The organism is Pseudomonas sp. EggHat1, assembly GCF_014892995.1.
Lineage (GTDB): Bacteria > Pseudomonadota > Gammaproteobacteria > Pseudomonadales > Pseudomonadaceae > Aquipseudomonas > Aquipseudomonas chaetocerotis.
The window spans coordinates 870,671-893,401 of sequence record NZ_JACKQK010000001.1 but is presented as its reverse complement, the minus strand read 5'-3'; the positions used below and the strand labels follow the sequence as shown (position 1 = coordinate 893,401).

Here is a 22,731-nt window from a genome sequence, read left to right as displayed (position 1 = left end):
CGGGTTACCAGCTCAGGCTGCCGCCGCCCACGCGTGTCCGCTGGCCATAAGGCCAGGGATAATTGCTGTCGCCATGGCCGCTGGGCAGTTCGCTGTAAAGCGCGATGCCCAGCGGCGCGAGGTATTCACCGATGATCTGTTCCAGGCTGTGGTGCACGCCGCGTCGTGGACAGTCGGTGAAACTGCCCAGGCACACCGCGCGCGGCCGCTTCCCGGTGAAGCTGTGCAGCAGTTGCCAGAAGCTTCGCTCCAGGCGGTAGTAGGGCTCGCCGACGTCTTCCAGAATCAGGATCGAATCTTCCGCCAGGCGCAGCTCGGCATGGGTGCCGCAAACGCTGGCCAGGGCCGTCAGGTTGCCGCCCTGCAAGGTGCCCTCGATGACATGCTGCGGGCCGCTGATATGGCGCAGGGGAAGCCGCCGGTGCTGGCCCTTGAGCAGGCTCCATAGCGCCTGCATCGAGGCCAGGCGTTCACGCTGGCCGCCGGGCGCTGACAGAACCTGATGGCCGAGCGCCGTGGCCACCGGCCCATGAATGGCTGGTAGTCCCCGTTGCGCAAAGGCCTCGAGCAGAATCGACAGGTCGGAGAAACCGATCAGCGGGCGCGGGCTGGCCTGGCGCAGCAGCGTCCAGTCGATATCCGCCACTAGCTGCGCGCAGCCGTAGCCGCCGCGCAGGCACCAGACGGCGCTGATATCCGGCAGGGCGAAGGCCTGGTGCAGATCTTCCAGGCGTTGCTCCGGCGTACCGGCAAGGTAGCGATGCCGGGCGCGCACGTGCTGACCCAGGTGGTAGCGGATGCCCAGCACGTCGAGCTGCGCCAGGGTCGCCTCGAGCACGTCTTCGGCGATGGCAGAGGCTGGCGCGATCAGCGCCAGGCGACCGTCGAACACTGGGCTCATCCGCGGCCCTTGGTGCGGGTCTGGCCGGGTTCGGCGTTCTTTTCCAGGTACTGGATGATCATGCGGGCGACGTCCTTGCCGGTGGTGGTCTCGATGCCCTCCAGGCCGGGCGAGGAATTCACCTCCATCACCAGCGGGCCGTGGTTGGAGCGCAGAATGTCCACCCCGGCGACGTTCAGGCCCATCACGCGGGCCGCGCGCACGGCGGTCATGCGCTCTTCCGGGGTGATCTTGATCAGGCTGGCGCTGCCGCCGCGATGCAGGTTGGAGCGGAATTCGCCGGACTTGGCCTGGCGCTTCATCGCCGCGATCACCTTGTCACCAACCACGAAGCAGCGAATGTCGGCACCGCCGGCTTCCTGGATGTACTCCTGGACCATGATGTCCTGCTTGAGGCCGAGGAAGGCCTCGATCACCGACTCGGCCGCCTTGTGCGTTTCGGCCAGTACCACACCTATACCCTGAGTGCCTTCCAGCACCTTGATCACCAGCGGCGCGCCACCGACCATCTGGATCAGGTCGGGAATGTCGTCGGGGGAGTGGGCGAAACCGGTCACTGGCAGGCCGATGCCCTTGCGCGACAAGAGTTGCAGGGCACGCAGCTTGTCGCGCGAGCGGCTGATGGCCACCGACTCGTTGAGCGGGTAGACACCCATCATCTCGAACTGGCGCAACACTGCGCAGCCATAGAACGTCACCGAAGCACCGATGCGCGGAATCACCGCATCGAAACCCTCCAGCGCCTGGCCGCGATAATGGATCTGCGGTTTGTGGCTGGCGATGTTCATGTAGGCGCGCAGGGTGTCGATCACCTGCATCTCATGGCCCTGCTGCTGGCCGGCCTCCACCAGACGGCGAGTGGAATACAGACGCGGGTTACGCGACAGCACGGCGATCTTCATTGGGCACCTGGAAGGGACGAGGAGAGTGAGGGTTTGTCCTGCACATAGCTGAGTGCCGGATTGACCACCAGTTGGCCGGTGATCAGCGCCTTGGAACCGAGTAGTACGCGATAACGCATGGTCTTGCGGCAGGCCAGGGTAAACTCGACCGGCCACAGGCGATCACCAAGGGCCAGATGCGTGCGGATCACGTAGCGGCTCTGCGCCTGGCCATTGGAGCTCTTGATGCGTTTCACCGAGACCATCTGCGCCTCGCAGCGATGGCGGCGTTGCACCTGGGTACCGAGGTAGGCGGTGAAACGCACCCAGTCCTCGCCGTCCTTCTGGAACGGCTGGATATCGCTGGCGTGCAGGCTCGAGGTGCTGGCGCCGGTGTCGATCTTGGCGCGCAAACCGATGATGCCGAGCTCGGGCAGATTGATCCACTCACGCAGGCCGATCACGCTGAGCTGGTCGAAAGTCTTCAAGGTGAGAGTGTCCCCTGCGGCTTACAAGGCCTATGATTTCGCGCATTCTAGTTGTGTCGTGTGACAACTGCATCTGCCGTGCGTGCGAATACCAGAACCCTTCAGAGAGTGAGATGAGCGAAAAAGACGACGACAAGATCCGCCTGGACAAATGGCTGTGGGCGGCACGCTTCTTCAAGACGCGCGCCCTGTGCAAGGCCGCTATAGAGGGTGGCAAGGTTCATCATCGTGGCGAGCGCTGCAAGCCGGGCAAGGAACCGAAGATCGGCGACGAATACGTGCTGCGCACCGGCTTCGACGAACGCACCGTGGTCGTGCTGGCATTATCCAGCGTCCGCCGTGGTGCGCCCGAGGCGCAATTGCTGTATCGCGAAACGGAAGAAAGTATTGCTCGCCGCGAGCAAGCTGCGGCGATGCGTAAGGCTGGCGCCGTGGGGATGCAGACCGACGGCCGGCCGAGCAAGAAGCAGCGGCGGCAGATCCATCAGTTCAATGAACAGCAGGAAGGTGGCCTGCGCCACCCCTGGGCGGATGAGGACGAATAGCGTTACCTCGCCGTAGGCTGTGCTGTGCGTACCGAAACTTCACTGACCTCTGTTGGTGCCCACGGCGCACCCTACGGTTGGCGGCTGTAGCCCGGATGAAATCCGGGAAATCACACCGACCATTCCCGGATAGCATCCGGGCGACCTCGTTCAGCGTCCGCTGACGATGCTCAGGCGGCCCAGCAGTGGCACCTTGGCTAGGCGCGAGGTGATTGGCAGGGTGATCTTCTCTAGCCATTCGCTGGCGTGATGGCCCAGTGGGGTGTAGCAACCCCAGGCCAGAGCCAGCAGGCTGAGGAACACGCCGCCGACGAAGGCATCCGCCCCCCAGTGGGCGCCGGCCACCAGGCGCGGCAGTATGCCGATCAAGGTAATTGCCCAGACCAGCAGCAGGCGCCAGCCACGGGCAAAGAAACTCATGAAATAGGCCCAGACCAGCAGCACCGAGGCGTGATCACCGGGAAAGCTGCGACTGGCGCTGTCCTTGAGGTCCCAGCGTTCTTCCCAGGCGGGGAACATTTCGGTCAGGCGGGCGCTGCCTTCTACCACCAGCGACGGGCTGGCGTGCTGCCAGCCCATGTATTCGATCAGGTCGGAAAACAGCACACGCATCAGTAGCATCACCGTCAGGGCGACCAGAAAGGCGAACAAGGCCCGGCGCACCTGAGGCCCTGTGAACACCAGATCGGCCTTGAGCATGACCGCAAGCATCACCACGCCAACGCCGGCGTCGACCGGGCGCATGCTGCCGATTGCCCAGATATGTGCCCACAGACCTCCAGCGTGTACCGGGTCGTTGAGCAGCTTGAACAACCACAGGTCGAAGGCGTCCCACAACTCACGTGTGGGTTGCCACAGCCAACTGACTAGCAGCACGATGGCCACGACATGACAGACCAGCATGGCACGTAGGTGCCAGTGGCGATTGATGAACGTGCTCGACATGGGAAATCCCTTTGCAGTTTTATGACAGGCCAACCCCTGGCGCGCGGATGATAGGCAGTGTTGGCGGCAGTACAAGGGCAGCCGCGCGGTCGTTCAGTCGAGGTTCAGGGCCTGCCTTCTGCCGTGTGAGGAGGCGCACATGACGGTCGGGCCTTGGTTGTGATGGCGTTTGTGCATAAAATCGCCAGCCTTTTTACAGACCCTGGGCCAGCCGCCATGAACGACTTCAGTCAACGCTTTCTCTTCGACGACACCGACGTGCGGGGCGAAATGGTCGCGTTGCGCGAAAGTTACGCTCATGTGCTTGCCAAGCACGCCTACCCGCAGCCAGTGGCGCAGTTGCTCGGCGAGATGATGGCCGCCGCCGCCCTGCTGGTCGGCACCCTCAAGTTCGATGGCTTGCTGGTACTGCAGGCTCGCTCCGAAGGCCCGCTGTCGCTGCTGATGGTGGAATGCTCCAGCGCGCGTGAACTGCGCGGTATCGCCCGCTATGAAGCCGAGCAGATCGGCGCCGATGCCGACCTGCAAAGCCTGATGCCCACTGGCGTGCTGGCGATCACCATCGATCCGGCTCGGGGCCAGCGCTACCAGGGCATCGTCGACCTGGATGGCGTCGACCTGGCCGAGTGCCTGTCCAACTACTTCGCCAGCTCCGAGCAACTGCCGACGCGCTTCTGGCTCAAAGCCGATGGCCAGCGTGCGCGCGGATTGCTGCTGCAACAGCTGCCGCCGCATCACCAGACCGAGCCCGAGGCGCGCGCCGAGAGCTGGAACCACGTGCTGACTCTGGCCGACACCCTGACAGCCGAAGAGCTGCTCGGTCTGGACAACCCGACCCTGCTGCATCGCCTCTACCACGAAGACAACGTGCGCCTGTTCGACGAGCAGCCGCTGGAGTTTCGCTGCAGCTGCTCGCGTGAGCGTTCTGCCAGCGCCCTGGCCAGCCTCGGTCAGGCCGATGCCGAACTGCTGCTGGCCGAGCAGGGTGGCAGCGTGGTGATCGATTGCCAGTTCTGCAACGAGCGTTATGCATTCGACGCTGCCGATATCGCCCAGCTGTTCGCCGGCGCTGGCAGCGAGGCACCGTCGCATACACGACATTGATGAACTTTTCTGAACGATAGCCGTTCTCTATCAGATCGGAGGATGCCAAGCAGTTCGCTTTTCTGGCATACTCCCGCGACTTTTTTACCGTGTAGTGCAGTTGCCCCTGCACTACACAACGTTCGGAAGACTCGGCCAGTGGCCGACGGGGACCCTCATGACGCAAGCCAACAACGCCGTGTACACCGACATCAGCGCCGCGCAACTGGTCGAAGAAGCCATTCGCCGTGGTGAAGGGGAACTGGCCGCCAATGGCGCGCTGGTCGTACGTACTGGTCATCGCACTGGCCGCTCGCCGGCTGATCGCTTCATCGTTCAGGAGCCGAGCACCGAGTCGCAGATCGCCTGGGGCGCCATCAACCGTCCGTTCCCGGCCGACAAGTTCGACGCCCTGTGGGATCGCGTCGCCGCGTTCAACGACGCTCAGGAGCACTTCGTCTCCCACGTTCACGTAGGTTCTGCCGAAGAGCATTACCTGCCGGTCAAGATGACCACCGCGACCGCCTGGCAGAACCTGTTCGGCCGTCAGCTGTTCATCAACCCGACCACTTACAACCAGGCTGGCAAGGTCGAGTGGCAGATCCTCAACGTTGCCAACTTCGAGTGCGTGCCTGAGCGTGACGGCACCAACTCCGACGGCTGCGTGATCATCAATTTTGCCGCCAAGAAAGTACTGATCGCCGGCATGCGCTACGCCGGTGAAATGAAGAAAGCCATGTTCTCCGTGCAGAACTTCCTGCTGCCGGAAAAAGACGTGCTGCCGATGCACTGCGCCGCCAACATCGGCGAAGAGGGCGATGTCACCCTGTTCTTTGGCCTGTCCGGTACCGGCAAGACCACCCTGTCCGCCGACGAGTCGCGTTACCTGATCGGTGACGACGAGCACGGCTGGGGCGAAGGTGTGGTGTTCAACGTCGAAGGCGGTTGCTACGCCAAGTGCATCGACCTGTCCGAGAAGAACGAGCCGGTGATCTGGAAAGCCATCCAGTTCGGTACCGTTCTGGAAAACGTCGTGCTCGACGAGCAGCGTGTTCCCGATTACGCCGATGACAGTCTGACCCAGAACAGCCGCGCCGCCTACCCGCTGGAGTACGTCGAGAAGCGCAGCGAGAAGAACCTGGGCGGCGAGCCGAACGCCGTGATTTTCCTGACCTGCGACCTGACCGGCGTACTGCCGCCGGTGTCGATCCTCAACAACGAGCAGGCGGCCTACCACTTCCTGTCCGGCTACACCGCGCTGGTCGGTTCCACTGAAATGGGTTCGGGCGGCGGCATCAAGTCGACCTTCTCCACCTGCTTCGGTGCACCGTTCTTCCCGCGTCCGGCCGGCGTATACGCCGAGCTGCTGATCAAGCGCATCAATGCCTTCGGCTCCAAGGTCTACCTGGTCAATACCGGCTGGACCGGTGGTGGCTACGGCGTTGGCAAGCGTTTCAACATCCCCACCACCCGTGGCGTGATCGCCGCCATCCAGAGCGGCGCGCTGATCGGTGCCGAGACCGAGCACCTGCCGATCATCAACCTGGATGTGCCCAAGTCGGTTCCGGGCGTCGAGACCAACCTGCTCAACCCGCGCAACACCTGGGCTGACAAGAATGCCTACGACGAAGCCGCCAAGGGCCTGGCCAAGCTGTTCATCGACAACTTCCAGAAGTTCGATGTCAGCGACGCCATCAAGAACGCCGGGCCGCAGCTGTAAGCTGACCTGCGCTCTCTGACAAAGCCGCCTGCGGGCGGCTTTGTCATTTGTGGGCGTGGTGGCCGCGTAGCCCGGATGCAATCCGGGATGGCCGGTGACCCTTCCCGGATTGCATCCGGGCTACGTACAGCGGAGTAGGGCGTACTCGCCGAAGGCAGTACGCCATTGGTGCGCCAGGTGCAGGTTGCGATGCCGAACCTGGCAGGGCCGGCGGGCTGTTCGCTGGCGCTCCTGAGCCCGCCCTACGCACTGCAATACGTTGGTGCACATGGCGCACCCTACTTAACCGCGTTATGGTCATGGGCCATTCAGCGGTCAATGGAGTGACAGCGCATGTCCACCCTCAAACGTGTCTTCGGTTTCGATCACCTGCGTCCCGGTCAGGAAGCGGTGATCAGCGCCGTACTCGCCGGCCGTTCAGCGGCGGCGATCTTTCCCACCGGCTCCGGCAAGTCGCTGTGCTATCAGTTGCCGGCTTTGCACCTGCCACACCTGACAGTGGTCATTTCGCCGCTGCTGGCACTGATGCAAGACCAGCTGGCCTTCCTGCATGCCCATGGCATCGCGGCGGCGAGCATCGATTCGGCGCAGAGCCGCGAGCAGGCTGCCGAGGTGATGAATCGCGCGCGCAGTGGCGAACTGAAGATCCTGATGATCTCGGTGGAGCGCCTGAAGAACGAGCGCTTTCGCAATTTCATCGCTCAGGTGCCGATCTCGCTGTTGGTGGTCGACGAGGCGCACTGCATTTCCGAGTGGGGCCACAACTTTCGCCCGGACTACCTCAAGCTGCCCGACTATCAGCGTCAGTTCGGCATCGGCCAGGTGCTGCTGCTGACTGCCACGGCGACGCCCAAGGTGATTGCCGACATGCGCGAAAAATTCGCCATTGCCGAAGCAGACGTGGTCACCACTGGCTTCTATCGGCCCAACCTCAATCTGCTGGTCGAGCCGGTGCCTGGCGGCGCCAAGGCGCAGCGCCTGCAGCAATGGCTGGCGCCGCGCCGTGGCCAGGCGAGCATCGTCTACGTCACCCAGCAGAAGACCTCCGAGCAGGTCGCCGAGCGCCTGGCGCGAGACGGTCTGGCGGTCAGCGCCTACCACGCCGGCATGGCGCATGAGGCACGCGAGTCGATCCAGCGGCGCTTCATGGCTGGCGAGCTGGAATGCATCGTCGCCACGATCGCCTTCGGCATGGGCATCGACAAACGCGATATCCGCAACGTGGTGCACTTCGACCTGCCCAAGTCGGTGGAAAACTACAGCCAGGAGATCGGTCGTGCCGGCCGTGACGGCGAGGCTTCGGACTGCCTGGTGCTGGCCAGCCGCGATGGGCTCAGCGTGCTGGAAAACTTCGTCTATGGCGATACACCGGAGCTCGATGGGATTCGTGCCGTGCTCACCGACCTGCGTGCGGTCGGCACGGGCGGGCAATGGGAGCTGATGCTCGGGCAACTGTCGGAGCTGAGCAATATCCGCGCGCTGCCGCTCAAGACCCTGCTGGTGCAGCTTGAACTGCGCGGCATCATCGCGCCGCGCTACGCCTACTTCGCCGAATACCGCTTCAAGCTGTTGCTGGACGACGCGGCGTTGCTGGCGCAGTTCGAGGGCGAGCGACGTCAGTTCGTCGAGGCCATCCTGGCCAGCTCGCGCCGCGCGCGGACCTGGAACACCCTGGATTTCGATGTGCTGTATCGCGACCATGGCGCCGAACGCGCGCGGGTGGTCAAGGCACTGGACTACTTCCAGGAAAAGGGCTGGCTGGAGCTGGAAAGCAAGCAGATGACCGAGGTCTACGCCGTGATCGATGGCGGCTTCGAGATCGAAGCCCTGGCCAATGATCTGCACGCACACTTCCGCGCCCATGAAGCCAGCGAGATCGCCCGTATCCAGGCCATGCTCGCGCTGTTCGAGAGCCGCGAATGCCTGAGTCGGCGCCTGGCGCTGTATTTCGGCGATGAGCAGGCACCCGAGCGCTGTGGGCACTGTTCGGTGTGTCGGGAACAGGTCGCCACTTTGCCACAACCGCCCGAATTGCCCTCTCTGCAAGGCCGCGATGCACAGGCGCTGTGCGCCGCCTTCGTCGAGAAGCACCAGCAGCACGCGGGCAGCAGGCCGAGCCGCGAGTGCCTGACGCGCTTTCTCTGCGGCGTGCCCACGCCGCTGTTCACCAAGCTCAAGGCGCGTCAGCTGGCTGGCTTCGCTGCGTTGGAAGAGCACCCCTACTCCGAGGTGCGCGATTGGTTGCAGGGCGCTTAGCCAGAGAGCGCAATCCTGTGGGAGGGGCCCCGTCGCCGCTGAAGCGCCTCCCACGGCGTAGGGTGATAGGACGCAGCCTTGTCCACCCGTTAATCAGCGGCCCCGCTGCCCTTCGGTCAGCGTCCAGTCCACCAGCTCGCGGGACAATCGATCCCCCGCCTGGCCGAACGCAGCCACCACGGAAGCAACCGACGTATCACTCGCCGGCTGGCTGACACTGAAGCGGCGGCTGGCGAGGATGCGTTGGTCGCGTGCGTCGACCAGACGTGCGTCGAGCTGGATCAGTGCCTCGGGAATGCCGTCGCGATACTGGCTATGGAAGCTGCGCAGGTCGCTGACCAGTTCCAGATCGGCCTGCAGGCGCTGCTCCTCGTTGCTCAGCGCCTGAATCCGCCCGTCGTCGTGAAAGGCATCGAGCAGGCGGCCGCGCAGCAGCTGCGGCGTGCGCTCGCTCCAGCGCACCCCCTGATAGGTGTTGACCCGACCCGGCTCGGGCAGCACGACGATGCGCGTACCGTCGAGCAGCTGGTTGCTGACCGGGCTGTTCACCCGCAGCGACCAGCCGACGCGCTGGGTTTGCGCCGGCAGGGCGGCGCCCGGCAGCAGGTAGATATCCAATGGTTCGCTCTGCGGCAGGATCGAGCAGGCGCCGAGCAGGCCGGCGGCCAGCAGCAGGGACAGGCGCTTCATGGTTGGAACTCCTTGATGCTGTCGTTACGCAGCAGGTAGCCGGTGGGGTCCTGCTCCAGGCGCCGGGAGAAGCCGCGCAGGGCGCCGAGGGTGTCGCGCAGTTCGCTGATGGCGGGACCGAGCTCGCCGATGCCCTGCATGCCATTGTCCAGCGCGCTGCGGTTGCTCTGCAGCAATTGCTCGATGGTGCGACTGCTGCGCTCCAGGGAGACCATCAGGCGTTCGGCGCTTTCCAGCACCTGGCTACCCTGGTTGTCGAGCAGTTGATTGGCGTTTTGCATCAACGCGGCTGCTTCACGCGTGGCGGCACTGGTCTGGCGCAGTGCTTCGCCCAGTTCGTCACGTTGGTCGGCGATACCGGCGGTGGCCTGCTCCAGATTCTCCAGGGTGCGTGATACGCGCTCGGCGTTCTCGCGCGAGAGCATGCGGTTTGCGCGGTGGAGCAGGCGAGTGATGTTGAGCACCAGATCTTCGCCGTTGGCCATTAGCCGCGAGAGTGGCGAGCGGTCGGCGATGATGATCCCCGGCTCGCCATCCTTGCCCTTGAGCGGCGGGCTTTCCGGACTGCCGCTGTACAGCTGGATCACTGCCAGGCCGGTGATGCCGGTGATTGCCAGGCGGGCGCGGGTGTCCTGCTTGATGGGTGTGTTGCCGACGATGCGGATGCGCGCCCGCACGGTACGCGGATCGTCGGGATCCAGGCCAAGGCTGATCACGTCACCGACCTTGATGCCGCTGTACTGAACGGCGCTGCCCTGCGACAGCCCGGTGACCGCTTCGTTGAAGATCACTTCGTAGTCGGTGACGGCACGATCGGCCCCGGTCTTGTTCAGCCAGAGGCCGAACAGCAGCGCAGCGCTCACCGTGAGTACGGTGAATAAGCCGATGAGCACGTGATGGGCTCTGGGTTCCATTCATTGACTCCCTGCCGCCGCAGCGGTCTGTGCGGCCGCGCGTCCACGCGGGCCGTGAAAATATTCCTGAATCCAGGCATCGTCGGTGGCGGCCACCACGTCCAGGCGGTCGGCTACCAGCACCTTCTTCTGGGCCAGCACCGCGACCCGGTCGCAGATGCTGTAGAGCGTATCCAGGTCATGAGTGACCAGAAATACACTCAGGCCCAGGCTGTCGCTGAGGGTGCGGATCAACTGGTCGAAGGCCGCCGCGCCAATCGGGTCGAGGCCGGCGGTGGGTTCGTCGAGAAACAGGATGTCCGGGTCCAGTGCCAGGGCGCGGGCCAGTGCCGCGCGCTTGACCATGCCGCCGGACAGCGAGCTGGGGTATTTGTCGGCGGCATCCTGCGGCAGGCCGGCGAGGGCGATCTTGACCCTGGCCAGGCGTTCGGCTGCTGCACGCGTCAGACCGGCGTGCTCGATCAGTGGCAGAGCGATGTTCTCACTGACGGTCAGCGAGGAGAACAGTGCGCCGCGCTGGTACAGCACGCCGAAGCGCCGCTCCAGCTGCGAGCGCCGCTCGGCTGGCAGGCTCAGCAGCTCTTCGCCGAACACCCGCACGGTGCCGGCATTGGGTTGGCGCAGGCCTACGATGCTGCGCAGCAGCACGGACTTGCCGGTGCCCGAGCCGCCGACCACGCCGAGGATTTCGCCGCGATAGAGGTCGAAGTCCAGATGCTGATGCACCACCTGCGTGCCGAACTGGTTGCACAGGTCGCGTACCTCGATGACGGTTGCCTGACTCACCAGCCCATCTCCATCAGGAACAATGCCGCCAGGGCGTCGAGCAGGATGACGACGAAGATCGACTGCACCACCGCCGAGGTGGTGTGCTCGCCCACCGATTGTGCGCTGCCGCTGACCTTGAAGCCTTCCAGGCAGCCGATCAGGGCGATCAGGAAAGCGAAGATCGGTGCCTTGAGCAGGCCAACGAGGAAGTGCTGTGGCAAGTCACTGTCCTGCAGGATCGACAGGTACATGGTCGGCGAGATGTCCAGGCTCAGCGCACAGACCAGCGCGCCGCCGAGCATGCCGCTGAGCATGGCGATGAAGGTCAGGATCGGTAGGGCGATGAGCATGGCGAACACCCGCGGCAGCACCAGCAGTTCGATCGGGCTCAGGCCCAGGGTGCGGATGGCATCGATTTCCTCGTTGGCCTTCATCGAGCCGATCTGTGCGGTGAAGGCGCTGGCTGTGCGCCCGGCCATGAGAATGGCGGTGAGCAGCACGCCGAATTCGCGCAGGAAGGAGAAAGCGACCAGATTCACCGTGTAGATGCTGGCACCGAAGTCGGCGAGGATGGTGGCGCCGAGAAAGGCCACCACAGCGCCGACCAGGAAGGTCAGCAGCGCGACGATGGGCACGGCGTTGAGCCCGCATTGTTCCAGATGGACCGCCAGCGAGGTCAGGCGCCAACGCGCCGGACGTACCAGTATCGCCAGCATGCTGGTCAGGGTCAGCCCCATGAAGCCGAGCAGCGCACGGCCCTGGCACCACAGGCTTTCGACCACTTCGCCGATATGCCCGAGCACTTCGCGCAGTGCCGAAGGCGTGGCGTGTGCTTGCCCCTGCGCAGAGCCCACCATGGCATCTGCCACAGCCAGCAACAGGGCACGGCGCTCGGTGCTCAGGGTGTCCTGTTGCGCCAGTTGGCGCAGGCGTTCGCTGCCCAGCAGTTCCACCAGCAGCGCAGCGCCTGCAGTATCCAGCGCGGCCAGCTCGTCGAGGTCGATGCTTTCCTGGCCGTGCAGGCGGTCACGCAGGGCCAGGACCTGGGGTTCGAGTCGGCTGTAATGGGTCAGCGTCCAGTCGCCACCGATGCGCAGGCCGCTGGCGGCATCCGTGCTGCTGGTCTGGAGCGGGGTCAGGTATGGCGTGGTCATGGCGACAGCTTAGCGCTGACCGGACCCGCCAGGCCAGTCGCGGTGCTCAGTCTGTGTCGACGGCACGGTGTACAAGCCGTTCGGTCACCCTGAAGATCGGATGACGAGCGCATGAACTAAGGTGATGCTCATTGTCCGAGTTTCGTGAGCGTACGCCATGTCCGTGGAACATCTTGATGTCCTGATCATCGGTGCCGGCCTATCTGGTGTCGGCGCCGCCTGCCATCTCAAGCGCCTTTGCCCCGGCAAAGATTTCGCCATTCTCGAAGGACGCGAGGCCATGGGTGGCACCTGGGATCTGTTTCGTTATCCGGGTATTCGCTCCGACTCGGACATGTACACCCTCGGCTACAACTTCAAACCCTGGAGCGACCCGCAGGCCATTGCCGATGGCCCGTCGATCCGCCGCTATATCGAGGAAACCGCACGTGAGCATGGCGTCGATGGGCTGATTCGCTATCGGCACAAGGTGCTCAACGCGGATTGGTGCAGTGCCAGCGCCACCTGGCAGTTGCTGGTGCAGCGCGGTGATGAGGCCGAGCCGCTGCGCCTGAGCTGCCAGTACCTGATGATGTGCACCGGCTACTACCGCTACGAGGCTGGCTACACCCCCGATTTCGTTGGGCGTGAGGATTACCGCGGCACCTTCATTCATCCGCAGCTGTGGCCCGAGGGGTTCGACTACAGCGACAAGCGCGTGCTGGTGATCGGCAGTGGCGCCACGGCGGTGACCCTGGTGCCGGCACTGGCCGAGCGCGCGGCGCAGGTCACCCTGTTGCAGCGTTCGCCCAGCTACGTGATCAACCTGCCACAGGGCGATGCGCTGTCCCACGCGTTGCGGCGAGTGTTGCCGGAGAAATGGGTGTACCGCCTGGCGCGCGGGCGCAACGTCACCCTGCAACTGGTCTTCTACAAACTGGCCAAGCGCTTTCCTAACCTGGTGCGGCGCGTGCTGCTGGGGCTGGTGCGGCGTCAACTGGGCGAACGGGTCGATCTGCGCCATTTCAGCCCCCGCTATAAACCCTGGGATCAGCGCGTCTGTGCGGTGCCCGACGGCGACCTGTTCCGCGTGCTGCGCCAGGGCAAGGCGCAGGTAGTGACCGACGAGATCGAGCGCTTCACCGCGCAGGGCATCCGCCTGAAAAGCGGCGAGGAGCTGGCTGCTGATGTGATCGTCAGCGCCACGGGTCTGCAGTTGCAGTTGTTCGGTGGCATCGCCGTGAGTGTCGATGGTGTGCCCTTCGAAGCACCGAAGAGCATGGGCTATCGCGGCATCATGCTACGTGACCTGCCCAATCTGGCGGTGGTGATGGGCTACACCAATGCCAGCTGGACGCTCAAGGCTGATCTCTCCAGCGAGTACTTCTGCCGCCTGATCCGCCACATGGATGCCATCGGCATGCGGCAGGTAACCCCGCGTGACACCGACGGTCGGGCACGGCCGGAACCGTTTCTCGATCTGCAGTCGGGCTATATCGAGCGGGCTTCACACCTGTTGCCGGCGCAGGGTGATCGGGTGCCCTGGAAGCTGTATCAGAACTATCTCTTCGATCTGGCGCAACTGCGTTACGGCAATCTCGAGGATGATTATCTGGTGTTTTCCGCCCCTCAGGGCGAGCAGCAAAGCGTGTTGGCGCAGTCCTGATCCAGTGTTGGCTATAGCGAATGTCCTACAAAAAGTTGCACAATCGCGCCGCTTTATTTCCTGGCATTGCGCCACTACCATTTTGAGATCTGAGTCACGGATGAACCAGTGGGTGCAACGTCATCCATCACATGAGGAGTCGGCCATGAAGGAACAGCGCCACCTGCCAGCACTGCGGGAGCACATCGAGCAGTTGTTGAGCAAAGGCTGGGTGATCGCCAGTCGCAGCCCCATGACGCTGCGCAATGGCAGCCGCTGCTATCTGGTGTCCCACGGCATGCTGATCAGCGAGTCCGCCACGCGCGCGGCCTGATAACTCTTTCCCGACCGCTGCGTCGTTATCCCGCCTGGCGCAGCGGCGTTTTTGGTTACCGGATATTGCGTCCGTCGCCTGCCGTATTTCCCCTCTTTCCCCCGTCATAGCCGGGCTGCAGGCATTTCACCGGCATGCTTTCTTTCCCCGATACCTGATCGGCAACGGATGTAACGTCTTGGTCTGAGCGTGGTCAGTGCCTATAACCAACCGGTCACTGTCAGAGGAGCCACGTCATGCCCAGTCGTCGTCGATTCCTGCACGGTAGCGCCAGCCTGGCGGCGTTAGCTGCCCTGATGCCCTGGTTGCCGTCATCCGCCCTCGCTTCCGGCACTTTGCTGAGTCGGGCGATTCCCAGTAGTGGTGAACTGCTGCCGGTGATCGGTTTGGGTACGTCGCGCACCCATGATGTGGCGATGACCGATGAGGCCCTACAGCCCTTGCGCGAGGTGCTGCAGGCGCTGGTCAATGGTGGCGCCAGTCTGGTGGATACCGCGCCCAGCTACGGACGAGCAGAGGCCGTGTGTGGTGCATTGGCCGCAGAAGACGACATGCGCAAGAAACTGTTCCTGGCCAGCAAGGTGTCCTCCTCCGGGCGCGCAGCAGGTGAGCGGCAGATCGAGGCCAGCTTCGCCGCGCTCAAGACCGACACCATCGACCTGATGCAGGTGCACAACCTGCAGGACACCAGCACTCAACTGGGTCTGTTGCGCGAGCTGAAGGAGCAGGGCCGGATACGCTACGTCGGCGTGACGCATTATCTGGATTCTGCCCATGAACGCCTGCTCGAGGTGTTGCGCCGGGAGCCGGTGGATTTCGTCCAGTTCAACTACTCCATCGGCGAGCGCAACGCCGAGCGCGAGCTGTTGCCCCTCTGCGCCGACAAAGGCATCGCGGTACTGATCAATCGGCCCTTCCAGCGCGCGGCACTGTTCGATCGGGTCAAGGGAAAGAACCTTCCCGACTGGGCTGCGGTGGAGCTGGATGTCACCTCCTGGGCCCAACTGATGCTCAAGTTCATTCTCGCCAATCCGGCAGTGACGGCGGTGATTCCAGCCACCTCCAACCCGCGTTACATGGCCGACAACATCCTCGCCGGTCAGGGCCGCCTGCCTGACGCGGCTCAGCGCCAGCGCATCATCGAGTTGTTCGCCTGAGATGCAGGCGCTGACCCGGCGCCTGGCGCGGGCGATCAATGCCGAAGGTGAGGAGCTGGCGGCGGTGCTGGCCGGCTTCGCCCTGTTCTTCTGCCTGTTCGCCGGCTACTTCATGCTGCGGCCCATCCGCGAGGCGATGGGCATCACCGGCGGGGTGAACAACCTGCAGTGGCTGTTCACCGCCACCTTCGCCGTGATGCTGCTGGCGGTGCCGCTGTTCGCCTGGCTCAATTCGAAAGTTCCGCGAATTCACTTCATCGATTGGGTATACGGCTTTTTCTGCCTCAATCTACTGGTCTTCGTCCTGCTGTTTCGCGTCGATCACGATAGCGTGTGGCTGGCGCGGGTGTTCTACGTATGGATCTCGGTCTACAACCTGTTCGTCGTCTCGGTGGCCTGGAGCCTGATGGCCGATGTGTTCGACGGCGCCCAGGCGCGCCGGCTGTTCGCCTTCATCGCCGCAGGCGCCAGCGTTGGCGGGCTGTGCGGGCCGCTGCTGAGCGCCTTGTTGATCGGCGCTATCGGCGAGTCCGGGCTGATGCTGATGGCCGCGGTGCTGCTCGGCGCGGCCATGGTGCTCAAGCGCTATCTGATGGACTGGCGCGAGCGCCAGGGCGCCGGACGGTCTGGGGCGGTACCCAGCGAGAGCCCGCGCAAGCCGGTGCCGGGTAATCCGTTCAGCGGGCTGACGCGTATGCTCGGTTCGCGTTACCTGCTGGGTATCGGCGCATTCATTTTGCTACTCACTTCGGTGAGCACCTTTCTCTACTTCGAGCAGGCGCGCCTGGTGGCCGAACTGTTCCCTGATCGCGCCGCGCAGGTGCGGGTGTTCGGCGTGATAGATTTCGTCGTGCAGGCCGGTGCCCTGGCAACTCAGGTATTCATCACCGGCAGGGTGGCGCAGAAGCTCGGCGTGCGCGTGCTGCTGTCGCTGGTGCCGGCGCTGGTCTGCCTGGGCTTTATTGGTCTGGCGCTGGCGCCGACCTTCGCCATGCTGGCGGGGCTGATGATCGTGCGGCGCATCGGTGAATACGCCTTCGTCCGGCCGGGGCGGGAAATGCTCTTCGCGCCACTGGACGCCGAGAGCAAGTACAAGGTGAAGAACTTCATCGACACCGTGGTCTATCGCGGCGGCGATGCCCTCAGTGGCTGGGCCAAGGCGGGGCTGGACATGCTCGGCCACGGAGCCTGGCTGGTGGCCATGGTCGGTGCGCTCTGCGCCGCGCTATGGGGCGTGCTCGGCTGGTACCTGGGTGGCCGCGCCGATCGCCAAGTCGACAGGTAGGCTGTGCTGTGCGCACCGACATTGCACCACCCGTAGCTTGAAGAATGGCCGGTGCGCACGGCCTGTGGCGGCCCCGCGATACCCTACGGGTTGGCTGCTGCGACGATCTCCTCGATTAACCATTGCAGCGCGGCATCGCGCTGGCGCTGCGCCAGGCTGACCACTTCGAGGTGGAAGGGCCCGAGGGTGAAGGGCAGATCGAACAACTGCAGCGGCAGCAGCGTGGCGAAATGCCGGGCCAGGGCGGTGGGCAGCACCGCCGCCAGCTCGCTGCCGGCGACGATATGCGCGGCCTGCAGGTAGTTCGGCGTGGTGTAGAGGATCTGCCGCGACAGCCCCTGTTCCCCCAGCCATTGATCGACCATGCCGCGGGTCTGCCCGCCGTGTACCCACAGGTGACGCAGGCGCAGGAACGTCTCCAGATCCAGATTGCCCTGGCGCAGCAGAGGGTGCTCGCGGCGAACCGCCAGTTTGAGCGTCTCGCTCATCCAGTGACGGCGGGCGAAACGCGCTGGCATCTCGTCGAAACGGCCCAGCACCAGGTCAAGCTCGCCCTTGTCCAGCGCCTCCATCGGCAGGCTGGGGCTGAGGTGGCGAATATCGATGCCGATGCCCGGTGCCTTCTGGCTCAGACGATCGAGCAGGCGTGGCATGCACACCAGCTCGACGTAGTCGGTAACGGCAATGCGAAAGCGCTGGCGGCTGTTGCCCGGCTCGAAGGCCTCGCCGGCGCTCAGGCTCTGCTCCAGCTGACGCAGCGCGCTGCGGATCGGCGCCTCCAGTGCCAGTGCCCGCGGCGTTGGCTGCATGCGCCGGCCGACGCGCACCAACAGCGGGTCGTCGAGCAGTACGCGCAGGCGACCCAGCGCATTGCTTACCGCCGGCTGGCTCAGCGCCAGGTGTTCGGCGGCGCGCGAGACGTTCTGCTCGCGCAGCAGGGCGTCGAGTACGCGCAGCAGGTTGAGGTCGAAGTTAGTGAAATTCATCTACTGAATACGTCGTATCACAAGACTAAATTTCAAAAATAGTAACGGCTTGCTTATCGTGACCCAAGCTTTTCCCTGCGTATTCGAGAGGAACAACAATGACTCAAGTCGTCTCGCCGCTTCGCTGTGCCGCCGTGATCGGCGCCGGCACCATGGGCCGCGGTATCGTCATCAGCCTGGCCAATGCCGGCCTGCAGGTGCTGTGGTTGGATAACAACCCGCAGATGGTCGAGCAGGGCCTGGCGATGGCTGAGGAAACCTGGGCGCACAATGTCGCCAAGGGCCGTATCGATGCGCCCGAGGCCGCCGCGCGGCGCGCACGTATCGAGGCGGTGGACGGCTATGCGGCGCTGGCCGACGCCGACCTGGTGATCGAGGCGGTGTACGAGAATCTCGAGCTCAAACAAAGCATCTTCCGCGAGCTGGACGCGGTGCTGAAGCCGGATGCCATCCTCGCCAGCAATACCTCGGCGCTGGATGTCGACGCTATCGCTGCGGTCACCACGCGACCGGAATCGGTTCTGGGTCTGCACTTCTTCAGCCCGGCGCACATCATGAAACTGCTGGAAATCGTCCGTGGCGGCAGGACTGCGCCCGCCGTGTTACAGGCCGCCCGGGAGTTGGGCGAGCGCATGGGCAAGGTGGCAGTGGTGGCCGGTAACTGCCACGGCTTCATCGGCAACCGCATGCTGCACACCTACGTGCGCGAGGCGCGCATGCTGCTGCTCGAAGGCGCCTGGCCGCATCAGGTGGACGCGGCGCTACAGGGCTTCGGCTTCGCCATGGGGCCGTTTCGCATGTACGACGTGGTCGGCATCGACCTCGAATGGCGCGCCCGTGAACTGTCCGGCCAGGGCCAGGATGATCCGGCGGTGCAGGTGGATAACCGTCTGTGTGAGTTGGGGCGCTTTGGCCAGAAGAGCGGCAGGGGCTATTACCGCTATGCGCCCGGCAGTCGCCAGGCCGAGCATGATCCGGTCGTCGACGGGCTGGTGCAGATGCAATCGGAACGCCTGGGCTTCACCCGCCGCGATATCGGCAACGAGGAAATTCTCGAGCGCTGCCTGCTGGCACTGGTCAACGAAGGGGCGAAGATTCTCGAGGAGAACATCGCCGCTACTAGCCACGACATCGATCTGGTCTATCTCAACGGTTACGGCTTTCCCGCCGAGTGTGGCGGCCCGATGAGCTGGGCCGACGGCGAAGGTGTCGCTGCGATTCACCAGCGTCTGCTGCAACTCACCGAGCGCTTCGGCGCGCATTGGCAACCGGCGGCGCTGATCGAGCGGCTGGCTGCCGAGAACAAGTATTTCAGCGACGTACAGGAGGGTCGGGTATGAGCTATCAGGCGCCATTGCGCGATATGCGCTTCGTCCTGCACGAACTGTTCGACGCTGCCGGCCACTGCGAGCGTCTGGGTAACGGCCTGGATCGCGAGCTGATCGACGGCGTGCTGGAGGAGGCTGCAGCCTTCGCTGCAGGCGAGGTCGCGCCGCTCAATCGCAACAGCGATGAGGAGGGCTGCCACCTGGAAAATGGCCAAGTCATTACGCCCAAGGGCTTTGCCGAGGCCTACCGGCAATACGTGGACAACGGCTGGGCGAGCATGACCGGGCCGGTGGAATATGGCGGCCAGGGCTTCCCGCAACTGGTGGCCTTTGCCTTCCACGAAATGCTGATGGGAGCCTCGCTATCCTTCCGCGTCTACTCCGGGCTGACCGAGGGCGCCGTGCTGGCGCTGCACAAGCACGGCAGCGAAACGCTGAAGCAGCAGTACCTGGGCAAGCTGGTCAGCGGTCAGTGGACCGGCACCATGTGTCTGACCGAGCCGCAGGCCGGCACCGACCTGGCGTTGCTGCGTACCCGCGCCGAGCCGCAGGCCGACGGTAGCTACCGCGTCAGCGGCAGCAAGATCTTTATCAGCGGCGGCGAGCAGGACATCTCCGAAAACATCATCCATCTGGTGCTGGCGCGCCTGCCGGATGCGCCTGCTGGCGTGAAGGGCATTTCATTGCTGCTGGTGCCGAAATTTATCGCTGCCGCCGACGGCACACCGGGTGAACGCAACACGCTGTCGTGTGGCGCTATCGAGCACAAGATGGGCATCAAGGGTGCCTCCACCTGCGTGATGAACTTCGACGGCGCCACCGGCTGGTTGGTAGGCGAGGCCAACCAGGGCCTGGCCTGCATGTTCACCATGATGAACGACGCGCGCTTTCAGGTCGGCCTGCAGGGCTTGGGGATAGGCGAGGCGGCCTTCCAGGGCGCGCTGCGTTATGCCCGCGAGCGCCTGCAGTCACGTGGTCTGGCGGGCGTGCAGGCGCCGGACAAGGCAGCTGATCCGATCATCAATCATCCCGACGTGCGACGCATGCTGTTGACCCAGAAGACCCTGGTCGAGGGCAGCCGCATGCTCGCCGCCTACACCGCGCGCCTGCTCGACCTGGAGCATGGTGCCGACTCGGCCGAGGCACGCAAGGCGGCCGGCAAGCGCGCGGCGCTGCTGATCCCTATCGTCAAGGCGTTCTTCACCGACATGGGCCAGGAAGTGGCCAGCCATGGCGTGCAGGTCTACGGCGGGCATGGCTTCATCCGCGAGTGGGGCATGGAGCAACTGATGCGCGACAGCCGCATCACCCAGCTTTACGAAGGCACCAACGGCATCCAGGCGCTGGACTATATCCGTCGTAAATTGCTGGGCGACGGTGCTGCGGAGTTGTCCGCACTGCAGGCCGAGTTCAGCCAGCTGTGCGATGCCGAGGCGGATCGACCGGCCCTGGCTCAGATGGCCAGCGTGGTGCAGGCCCGCTTGGGCGAATGGCGCGAGCTAAGCACAGAAGTGATTGCCGCCTGTCAGCGCGACCCGCAGGAGATCGGCGCCACTTCGGTGGATTTTCTCCAGTACTCGGCTTATATGCTGCTCGCCGGTTTCTGGCTGCAAGCCGCGGCGCGGGCGCAGGATGCGCTGGAGTCAGGCAGCGGTGAGGCGGCGTTCTACCAGGCCAAGCTGCACAGCGCCGATTTCTATCTGCGCCGTGTGCTGCCGCGCGCTAGCGCGCACCGCGAAGCCCTGCTGGGCGGCGCGCAGTGCCTGATGGCCATGGATGAGGGCAGTTTCGCCTTTTAGCGCAGATGTCTGTAGGAGCCGGCTTGCCGGCGATGCCGGTTGTGATCGCCGGCAAGCCGGCTCCTACGGACGCAGCGGCGTAGCCCGGATGCAATCCGGGGACATTTGCATGACCGGTCCCGGATTGCATCCGGGCTACAACAAGAGGAGCACCCCATGCACCCCTTCAGCTTCGCCACCACCGCGCAGATTATCTGCGAATCCGGCGCCAGCCTGCGTCTGGCCGAACTCTGCCATGAGCGCGGCGCCCGGCGCGTGCTGATCGTCACTGACCCGGGCATAACCCGCCTGGGTCTGCTCGAACCGCTGCTGCCGGGCTTCGCTGGTGCCGGCATGAGTGTGCAGGTGTTCGACCAGGTGCTGGCCGACCCGCCCGAGGTCGTGGTGCTGGCTGCCGTGGCTCAGGCTCGTGAGTTGCAAGCTGAGCTGGTGGTCGGCTTCGGTGGTGGTAGCTCGATGGACGTGGCCAAGCTGGTGGCTCTGCTGGCGCATCCAGACTGCGCCCAGGCGCTGAGCGAGATCTACGGTGTGGGTAACGCGCGCGGTCGGCGCCTGCCGCTGATCCAGGTGCCGACCACGGCCGGCACTGGCTCCGAGGTGACGCCCATCGCCATCGTTACCACTGGCGAGACCACCAAGATGGGTGTGGTTTCGCCGCTGCTGCTGCCGGATCTGGCCCTGCTCGACGCCGATCTGACCCTTGGCCTGCCGGCAGCGGTCACCGCGGCCACCGGGATCGATGCCATGGTGCACGCCATCGAGGCCTACACCAGCGCGCTGAAGAAAAATCCGCTTTCCGACCTGCTGGCACGTGAAGCGCTGCGCCTGCTGGCAGCCAACCTCGACGAGGTGGTGAACAACGGCAGCAACCGCGACGCCCGCCAGGCCATGTTGCTCGGCGCCTGTCTGGCCGGGCAGGCCTTCGCCAATGCGCCAGTGGCGGCGGTGCATGCCCTGGCCTACCCGCTGGGCGGGCATTTCCATATTCCCCATGGGCTGTCCAACGCCCTGGTGCTGCCGCAGGTGCTGGCCTTCAATGCACCGGCAGCGTCGTCACTGTACGCCGAGCTGGCGCCGTTGGTGCTGGGTGAGCGTCTGCGGGCGGGCAGCGCGGCGGCGCAGACCGAACAATTGATCGAAGCGCTGGCCGGCTTCAGCCAGCGCAGCGGCCTGCCCACACGGCTTCGCGATACCGGAGTGAGCGAGACGATGTTGCCCACGCTGGCGGCGGACGCCATGCTGCAGCAGCGCCTGCTGGTGAACAATCCGCGCGAGATGAACGAGCAACAGGCCCTGGCCATTTATCAGGCTGCTTACTGATTCAGGTCGCGGCTAAAGCCCCTCCCACAGATCCGCAAGCTTTGTGGGAGGGGCTTTAGCCGCGATTCCAACCCAAGGATCATCGATGACCCAACCCCAGCACCTGCGTGGCGATTACCGCCACTTCCAGCCGATCACCACGCGCTGGCACGACAATGACCTCTACGGCCACGTCAACAACGTGACCTACTACAGCTACTTCGACAGCGCGGTGAACGCCTACCTGATCGCCGAGGGTGGTCTGGATATCCACGACGGCGCGGTGGTCGGCTTCGTGGTCAGCTCCAGCTGCGACTACTTCGCCTCCATCGCTTTCCCTGATGCCATTGAAGTGGGGCTGCGCGTCGGCAAGTTGGGCAACAGTTCGGTGCAGTACGAGCTGGCGATCTTCAAGAGCGGCGAGGAGCAGGCCTGCGCCGCCGGGCGGTTCGTCCATGTATTCGTCGACCGTGCGAGCAACCGTCCCGTCGCGATACCTGAAACCTTGCGTGCGGCGATGGCAGCATTGCAGGTGGACTGAACGCTCCGCACACAGCGCACTCCACTTTGGGTG

Annotated in this window: 21 protein-coding genes; 12 read left to right on the top strand and 9 right to left on the bottom strand. The window is 64.3% G+C overall.

Translation table 11 applies throughout. The features are described from left to right. Positions 1-4: 4 nt before the first annotated feature. The 3 genes from INS93_RS04045 to INS93_RS04035 are packed head-to-tail and all read right to left on the bottom strand — an operon-like array spanning position 5 to position 2,237. Positions 5-901, bottom strand: a complete 897-nt coding sequence (locus INS93_RS04045; RefSeq protein WP_192980391.1) for a S66 peptidase family protein — start codon at positions 899-901, stop codon at positions 5-7. After that, on the bottom strand, positions 898-1,803 hold the full coding sequence (rimK, locus tag INS93_RS04040; protein ID WP_192980390.1) for a 30S ribosomal protein S6--L-glutamate ligase: 906 nt from the start codon (positions 1,801-1,803) through the stop codon (positions 898-900). Before rimK ends, INS93_RS04045 begins: the two co-directional genes overlap by 4 nt. Next, complete coding sequence (locus tag INS93_RS04035) at positions 1,800-2,237, bottom strand: ATP-dependent zinc protease (protein ID WP_162237611.1); 438 nt, start codon at positions 2,235-2,237, stop codon at positions 1,800-1,802. The genes rimK and INS93_RS04035 overlap by 4 nt, the downstream gene beginning before the upstream one ends. A 146-nt stretch (positions 2,238-2,383) precedes the next feature. Here INS93_RS04035 and INS93_RS04030 point away from each other — a divergent pair, with 146 nt between their 5' ends. After that, positions 2,384-2,815: an RNA-binding S4 domain-containing protein gene (locus INS93_RS04030; RefSeq protein ID WP_192980389.1), complete on the top strand. Its 432-nt coding sequence runs from the start codon at positions 2,384-2,386 to the stop codon at positions 2,813-2,815. A gap of 150 nt (positions 2,816-2,965) precedes the next feature. Here INS93_RS04030 and INS93_RS04025 read toward each other — a convergent pair whose 3' ends face one another. Continuing rightward, positions 2,966-3,760 carry a phosphatase PAP2 family protein gene (locus INS93_RS04025; RefSeq protein WP_192980388.1) on the bottom strand — a complete coding sequence of 265 codons (795 nt, stop codon included), beginning with the start codon at positions 3,758-3,760 and terminating at the stop codon, positions 2,966-2,968. Positions 3,761-3,976: 216 nt separating this feature from the next. Here INS93_RS04025 and hslO point away from each other — a divergent pair, with 216 nt between their 5' ends. From hslO to INS93_RS04010, 3 genes are all read left to right on the top strand, one after another. After that, a complete protein-coding gene (hslO, locus tag INS93_RS04020) occupies positions 3,977-4,864 on the top strand; it encodes an Hsp33 family molecular chaperone HslO (protein WP_192980387.1) in 888 nt (295 codons plus the stop codon). Between the two features lie 157 nt (positions 4,865-5,021). Beyond that, positions 5,022-6,563 carry a phosphoenolpyruvate carboxykinase gene (locus INS93_RS04015; protein ID WP_192980386.1) on the top strand — a complete coding sequence of 514 codons (1,542 nt, stop codon included), beginning with the start codon at positions 5,022-5,024 and terminating at the stop codon, positions 6,561-6,563. 333 nt (positions 6,564-6,896) lie between these two features. Further along, positions 6,897-8,819: a RecQ family ATP-dependent DNA helicase gene (locus INS93_RS04010; RefSeq protein ID WP_192980385.1), complete on the top strand. Its 1,923-nt coding sequence runs from the start codon at positions 6,897-6,899 to the stop codon at positions 8,817-8,819. A gap of 93 nt (positions 8,820-8,912) precedes the next feature. On the opposite strand, the gene INS93_RS04005 is transcribed toward INS93_RS04010, so the two are convergent. Genes INS93_RS04005 through INS93_RS03990 form a run of 4 tightly spaced genes read right to left on the bottom strand, consistent with a single transcriptional unit; the run spans position 8,913 to position 12,345 of the window. After that, positions 8,913-9,509: an ABC-type transport auxiliary lipoprotein family protein gene (locus tag INS93_RS04005; protein WP_192980384.1), complete on the bottom strand. Its 597-nt coding sequence runs from the start codon at positions 9,507-9,509 to the stop codon at positions 8,913-8,915. Then, entirely contained in the window at positions 9,506-10,423 is a 918-nt protein-coding gene (locus tag INS93_RS04000) for an MlaD family protein (protein WP_192980383.1), read from the bottom strand. Before INS93_RS04000 ends, INS93_RS04005 begins: the two co-directional genes overlap by 4 nt. Then, the gene (locus tag INS93_RS03995; protein ID WP_160018963.1) at positions 10,424-11,209 is read right to left on the bottom strand and encodes an ABC transporter ATP-binding protein; all 786 of its coding nucleotides are present in this window, start codon (positions 11,207-11,209) and stop codon (positions 10,424-10,426) included. Continuing rightward, a complete protein-coding gene (locus tag INS93_RS03990; protein WP_192980382.1) occupies positions 11,206-12,345 on the bottom strand; it encodes an MlaE family ABC transporter permease in 1,140 nt (379 codons plus the stop codon). The genes INS93_RS03995 and INS93_RS03990 overlap by 4 nt, the downstream gene beginning before the upstream one ends. Before the next feature lie 157 nt (positions 12,346-12,502). On the opposite strand from INS93_RS03990, the gene INS93_RS03985 reads away from it, so the two are divergent. The 4 genes from INS93_RS03985 to INS93_RS03970 all read left to right on the top strand — a co-directional run bounded on the left by INS93_RS03985 (position 12,503) and on the right by INS93_RS03970 (position 16,745). Further along, on the top strand, positions 12,503-13,990 hold the full coding sequence (locus INS93_RS03985; protein WP_192980381.1) for a flavin-containing monooxygenase: 1,488 nt from the start codon (positions 12,503-12,505) through the stop codon (positions 13,988-13,990). 145 nt (positions 13,991-14,135) lie between these two features. Further along, the gene (locus tag INS93_RS03980; protein WP_017678407.1) at positions 14,136-14,303 is read left to right on the top strand and encodes a hypothetical protein; all 168 of its coding nucleotides are present in this window, start codon (positions 14,136-14,138) and stop codon (positions 14,301-14,303) included. Positions 14,304-14,539: 236 nt separating this feature from the next. Beyond that, on the top strand, positions 14,540-15,460 hold the full coding sequence (locus INS93_RS03975; RefSeq protein WP_192980380.1) for an aldo/keto reductase: 921 nt from the start codon (positions 14,540-14,542) through the stop codon (positions 15,458-15,460). Between the two features lies 1 nt (position 15,461). Next, on the top strand, positions 15,462-16,745 hold the full coding sequence (locus tag INS93_RS03970; RefSeq protein WP_192980379.1) for an NTP/NDP exchange transporter: 1,284 nt from the start codon (positions 15,462-15,464) through the stop codon (positions 16,743-16,745). A gap of 83 nt (positions 16,746-16,828) precedes the next feature. On the opposite strand, the gene INS93_RS03965 is transcribed toward INS93_RS03970, so the two are convergent. Continuing rightward, complete coding sequence (locus INS93_RS03965) at positions 16,829-17,731, bottom strand: LysR family transcriptional regulator (protein ID WP_192980378.1); 903 nt, start codon at positions 17,729-17,731, stop codon at positions 16,829-16,831. 98 nt (positions 17,732-17,829) lie between these two features. Between INS93_RS03965 and INS93_RS03960 the strand changes: the two genes are divergently transcribed. From INS93_RS03960 to INS93_RS03945, 4 genes are all read left to right on the top strand, one after another. After that, entirely contained in the window at positions 17,830-19,071 is a 1,242-nt protein-coding gene (locus tag INS93_RS03960) for a 3-hydroxyacyl-CoA dehydrogenase (protein WP_192980377.1), read from the top strand. Further along, positions 19,068-20,858 (top strand): acyl-CoA dehydrogenase C-terminal domain-containing protein, encoded by a 1,791-nt coding sequence (locus INS93_RS03955; RefSeq protein WP_192980376.1) that lies wholly within the window; start codon positions 19,068-19,070, stop codon positions 20,856-20,858. Before INS93_RS03960 ends, INS93_RS03955 begins: the two co-directional genes overlap by 4 nt. Before the next feature lie 156 nt (positions 20,859-21,014). Beyond that, positions 21,015-22,178 (top strand): iron-containing alcohol dehydrogenase, encoded by a 1,164-nt coding sequence (locus tag INS93_RS03950; protein WP_192980375.1) that lies wholly within the window; start codon positions 21,015-21,017, stop codon positions 22,176-22,178. Positions 22,179-22,263: 85 nt separating this feature from the next. Beyond that, positions 22,264-22,698, top strand: coding sequence for an acyl-CoA thioesterase (locus INS93_RS03945; RefSeq protein ID WP_192980374.1), 435 nt, complete (start codon positions 22,264-22,266; stop codon positions 22,696-22,698). Positions 22,699-22,731 lie beyond the last annotated feature (33 nt).

Bases quoted from the DNA above. Each gene is read 5' to 3' on its own strand.
- INS93_RS04045 (WP_192980391.1), bottom strand. From the start codon at position 901: ATGAGCCCAGTGTTCGACGGTCGCCTGGCGCTGATCGCGCCAGCCTCT.
- rimK (WP_192980390.1), bottom strand. From the start codon at position 1,803: ATGAAGATCGCCGTGCTGTCGCGTAACCCGCGTCTGTATTCCACTCGC.
- INS93_RS04030 (WP_192980389.1), top strand. From the start codon at position 2,384: ATGAGCGAAAAAGACGACGACAAGATCCGCCTGGACAAATGGCTGTGG.
- INS93_RS04025 (WP_192980388.1), bottom strand. From the start codon at position 3,760: ATGTCGAGCACGTTCATCAATCGCCACTGGCACCTACGTGCCATGCTG.
- hslO (WP_192980387.1), top strand. From the start codon at position 3,977: ATGAACGACTTCAGTCAACGCTTTCTCTTCGACGACACCGACGTGCGG.
- INS93_RS04015 (WP_192980386.1), top strand. From the start codon at position 5,022: ATGACGCAAGCCAACAACGCCGTGTACACCGACATCAGCGCCGCGCAA.
- INS93_RS04010 (WP_192980385.1), top strand. From the start codon at position 6,897: ATGTCCACCCTCAAACGTGTCTTCGGTTTCGATCACCTGCGTCCCGGT.
- INS93_RS04005 (WP_192980384.1), bottom strand. From the start codon at position 9,509: ATGAAGCGCCTGTCCCTGCTGCTGGCCGCCGGCCTGCTCGGCGCCTGC.
- INS93_RS04000 (WP_192980383.1), bottom strand. From the start codon at position 10,423: ATGGAACCCAGAGCCCATCACGTGCTCATCGGCTTATTCACCGTACTC.
- INS93_RS03990 (WP_192980382.1), bottom strand. From the start codon at position 12,345: ATGACCACGCCATACCTGACCCCGCTCCAGACCAGCAGCACGGATGCC.
- INS93_RS03985 (WP_192980381.1), top strand. From the start codon at position 12,503: ATGTCCGTGGAACATCTTGATGTCCTGATCATCGGTGCCGGCCTATCT.
- INS93_RS03980 (WP_017678407.1), top strand. From the start codon at position 14,136: ATGAAGGAACAGCGCCACCTGCCAGCACTGCGGGAGCACATCGAGCAG.
- INS93_RS03975 (WP_192980380.1), top strand. From the start codon at position 14,540: ATGCCCAGTCGTCGTCGATTCCTGCACGGTAGCGCCAGCCTGGCGGCG.
- INS93_RS03970 (WP_192980379.1), top strand. From the start codon at position 15,462: ATGCAGGCGCTGACCCGGCGCCTGGCGCGGGCGATCAATGCCGAAGGT.
- INS93_RS03965 (WP_192980378.1), bottom strand. From the start codon at position 17,731: ATGAATTTCACTAACTTCGACCTCAACCTGCTGCGCGTACTCGACGCC.
- INS93_RS03960 (WP_192980377.1), top strand. From the start codon at position 17,830: ATGACTCAAGTCGTCTCGCCGCTTCGCTGTGCCGCCGTGATCGGCGCC.
- INS93_RS03955 (WP_192980376.1), top strand. From the start codon at position 19,068: ATGAGCTATCAGGCGCCATTGCGCGATATGCGCTTCGTCCTGCACGAA.
- INS93_RS03950 (WP_192980375.1), top strand. From the start codon at position 21,015: ATGCACCCCTTCAGCTTCGCCACCACCGCGCAGATTATCTGCGAATCC.
- INS93_RS03945 (WP_192980374.1), top strand. From the start codon at position 22,264: ATGACCCAACCCCAGCACCTGCGTGGCGATTACCGCCACTTCCAGCCG.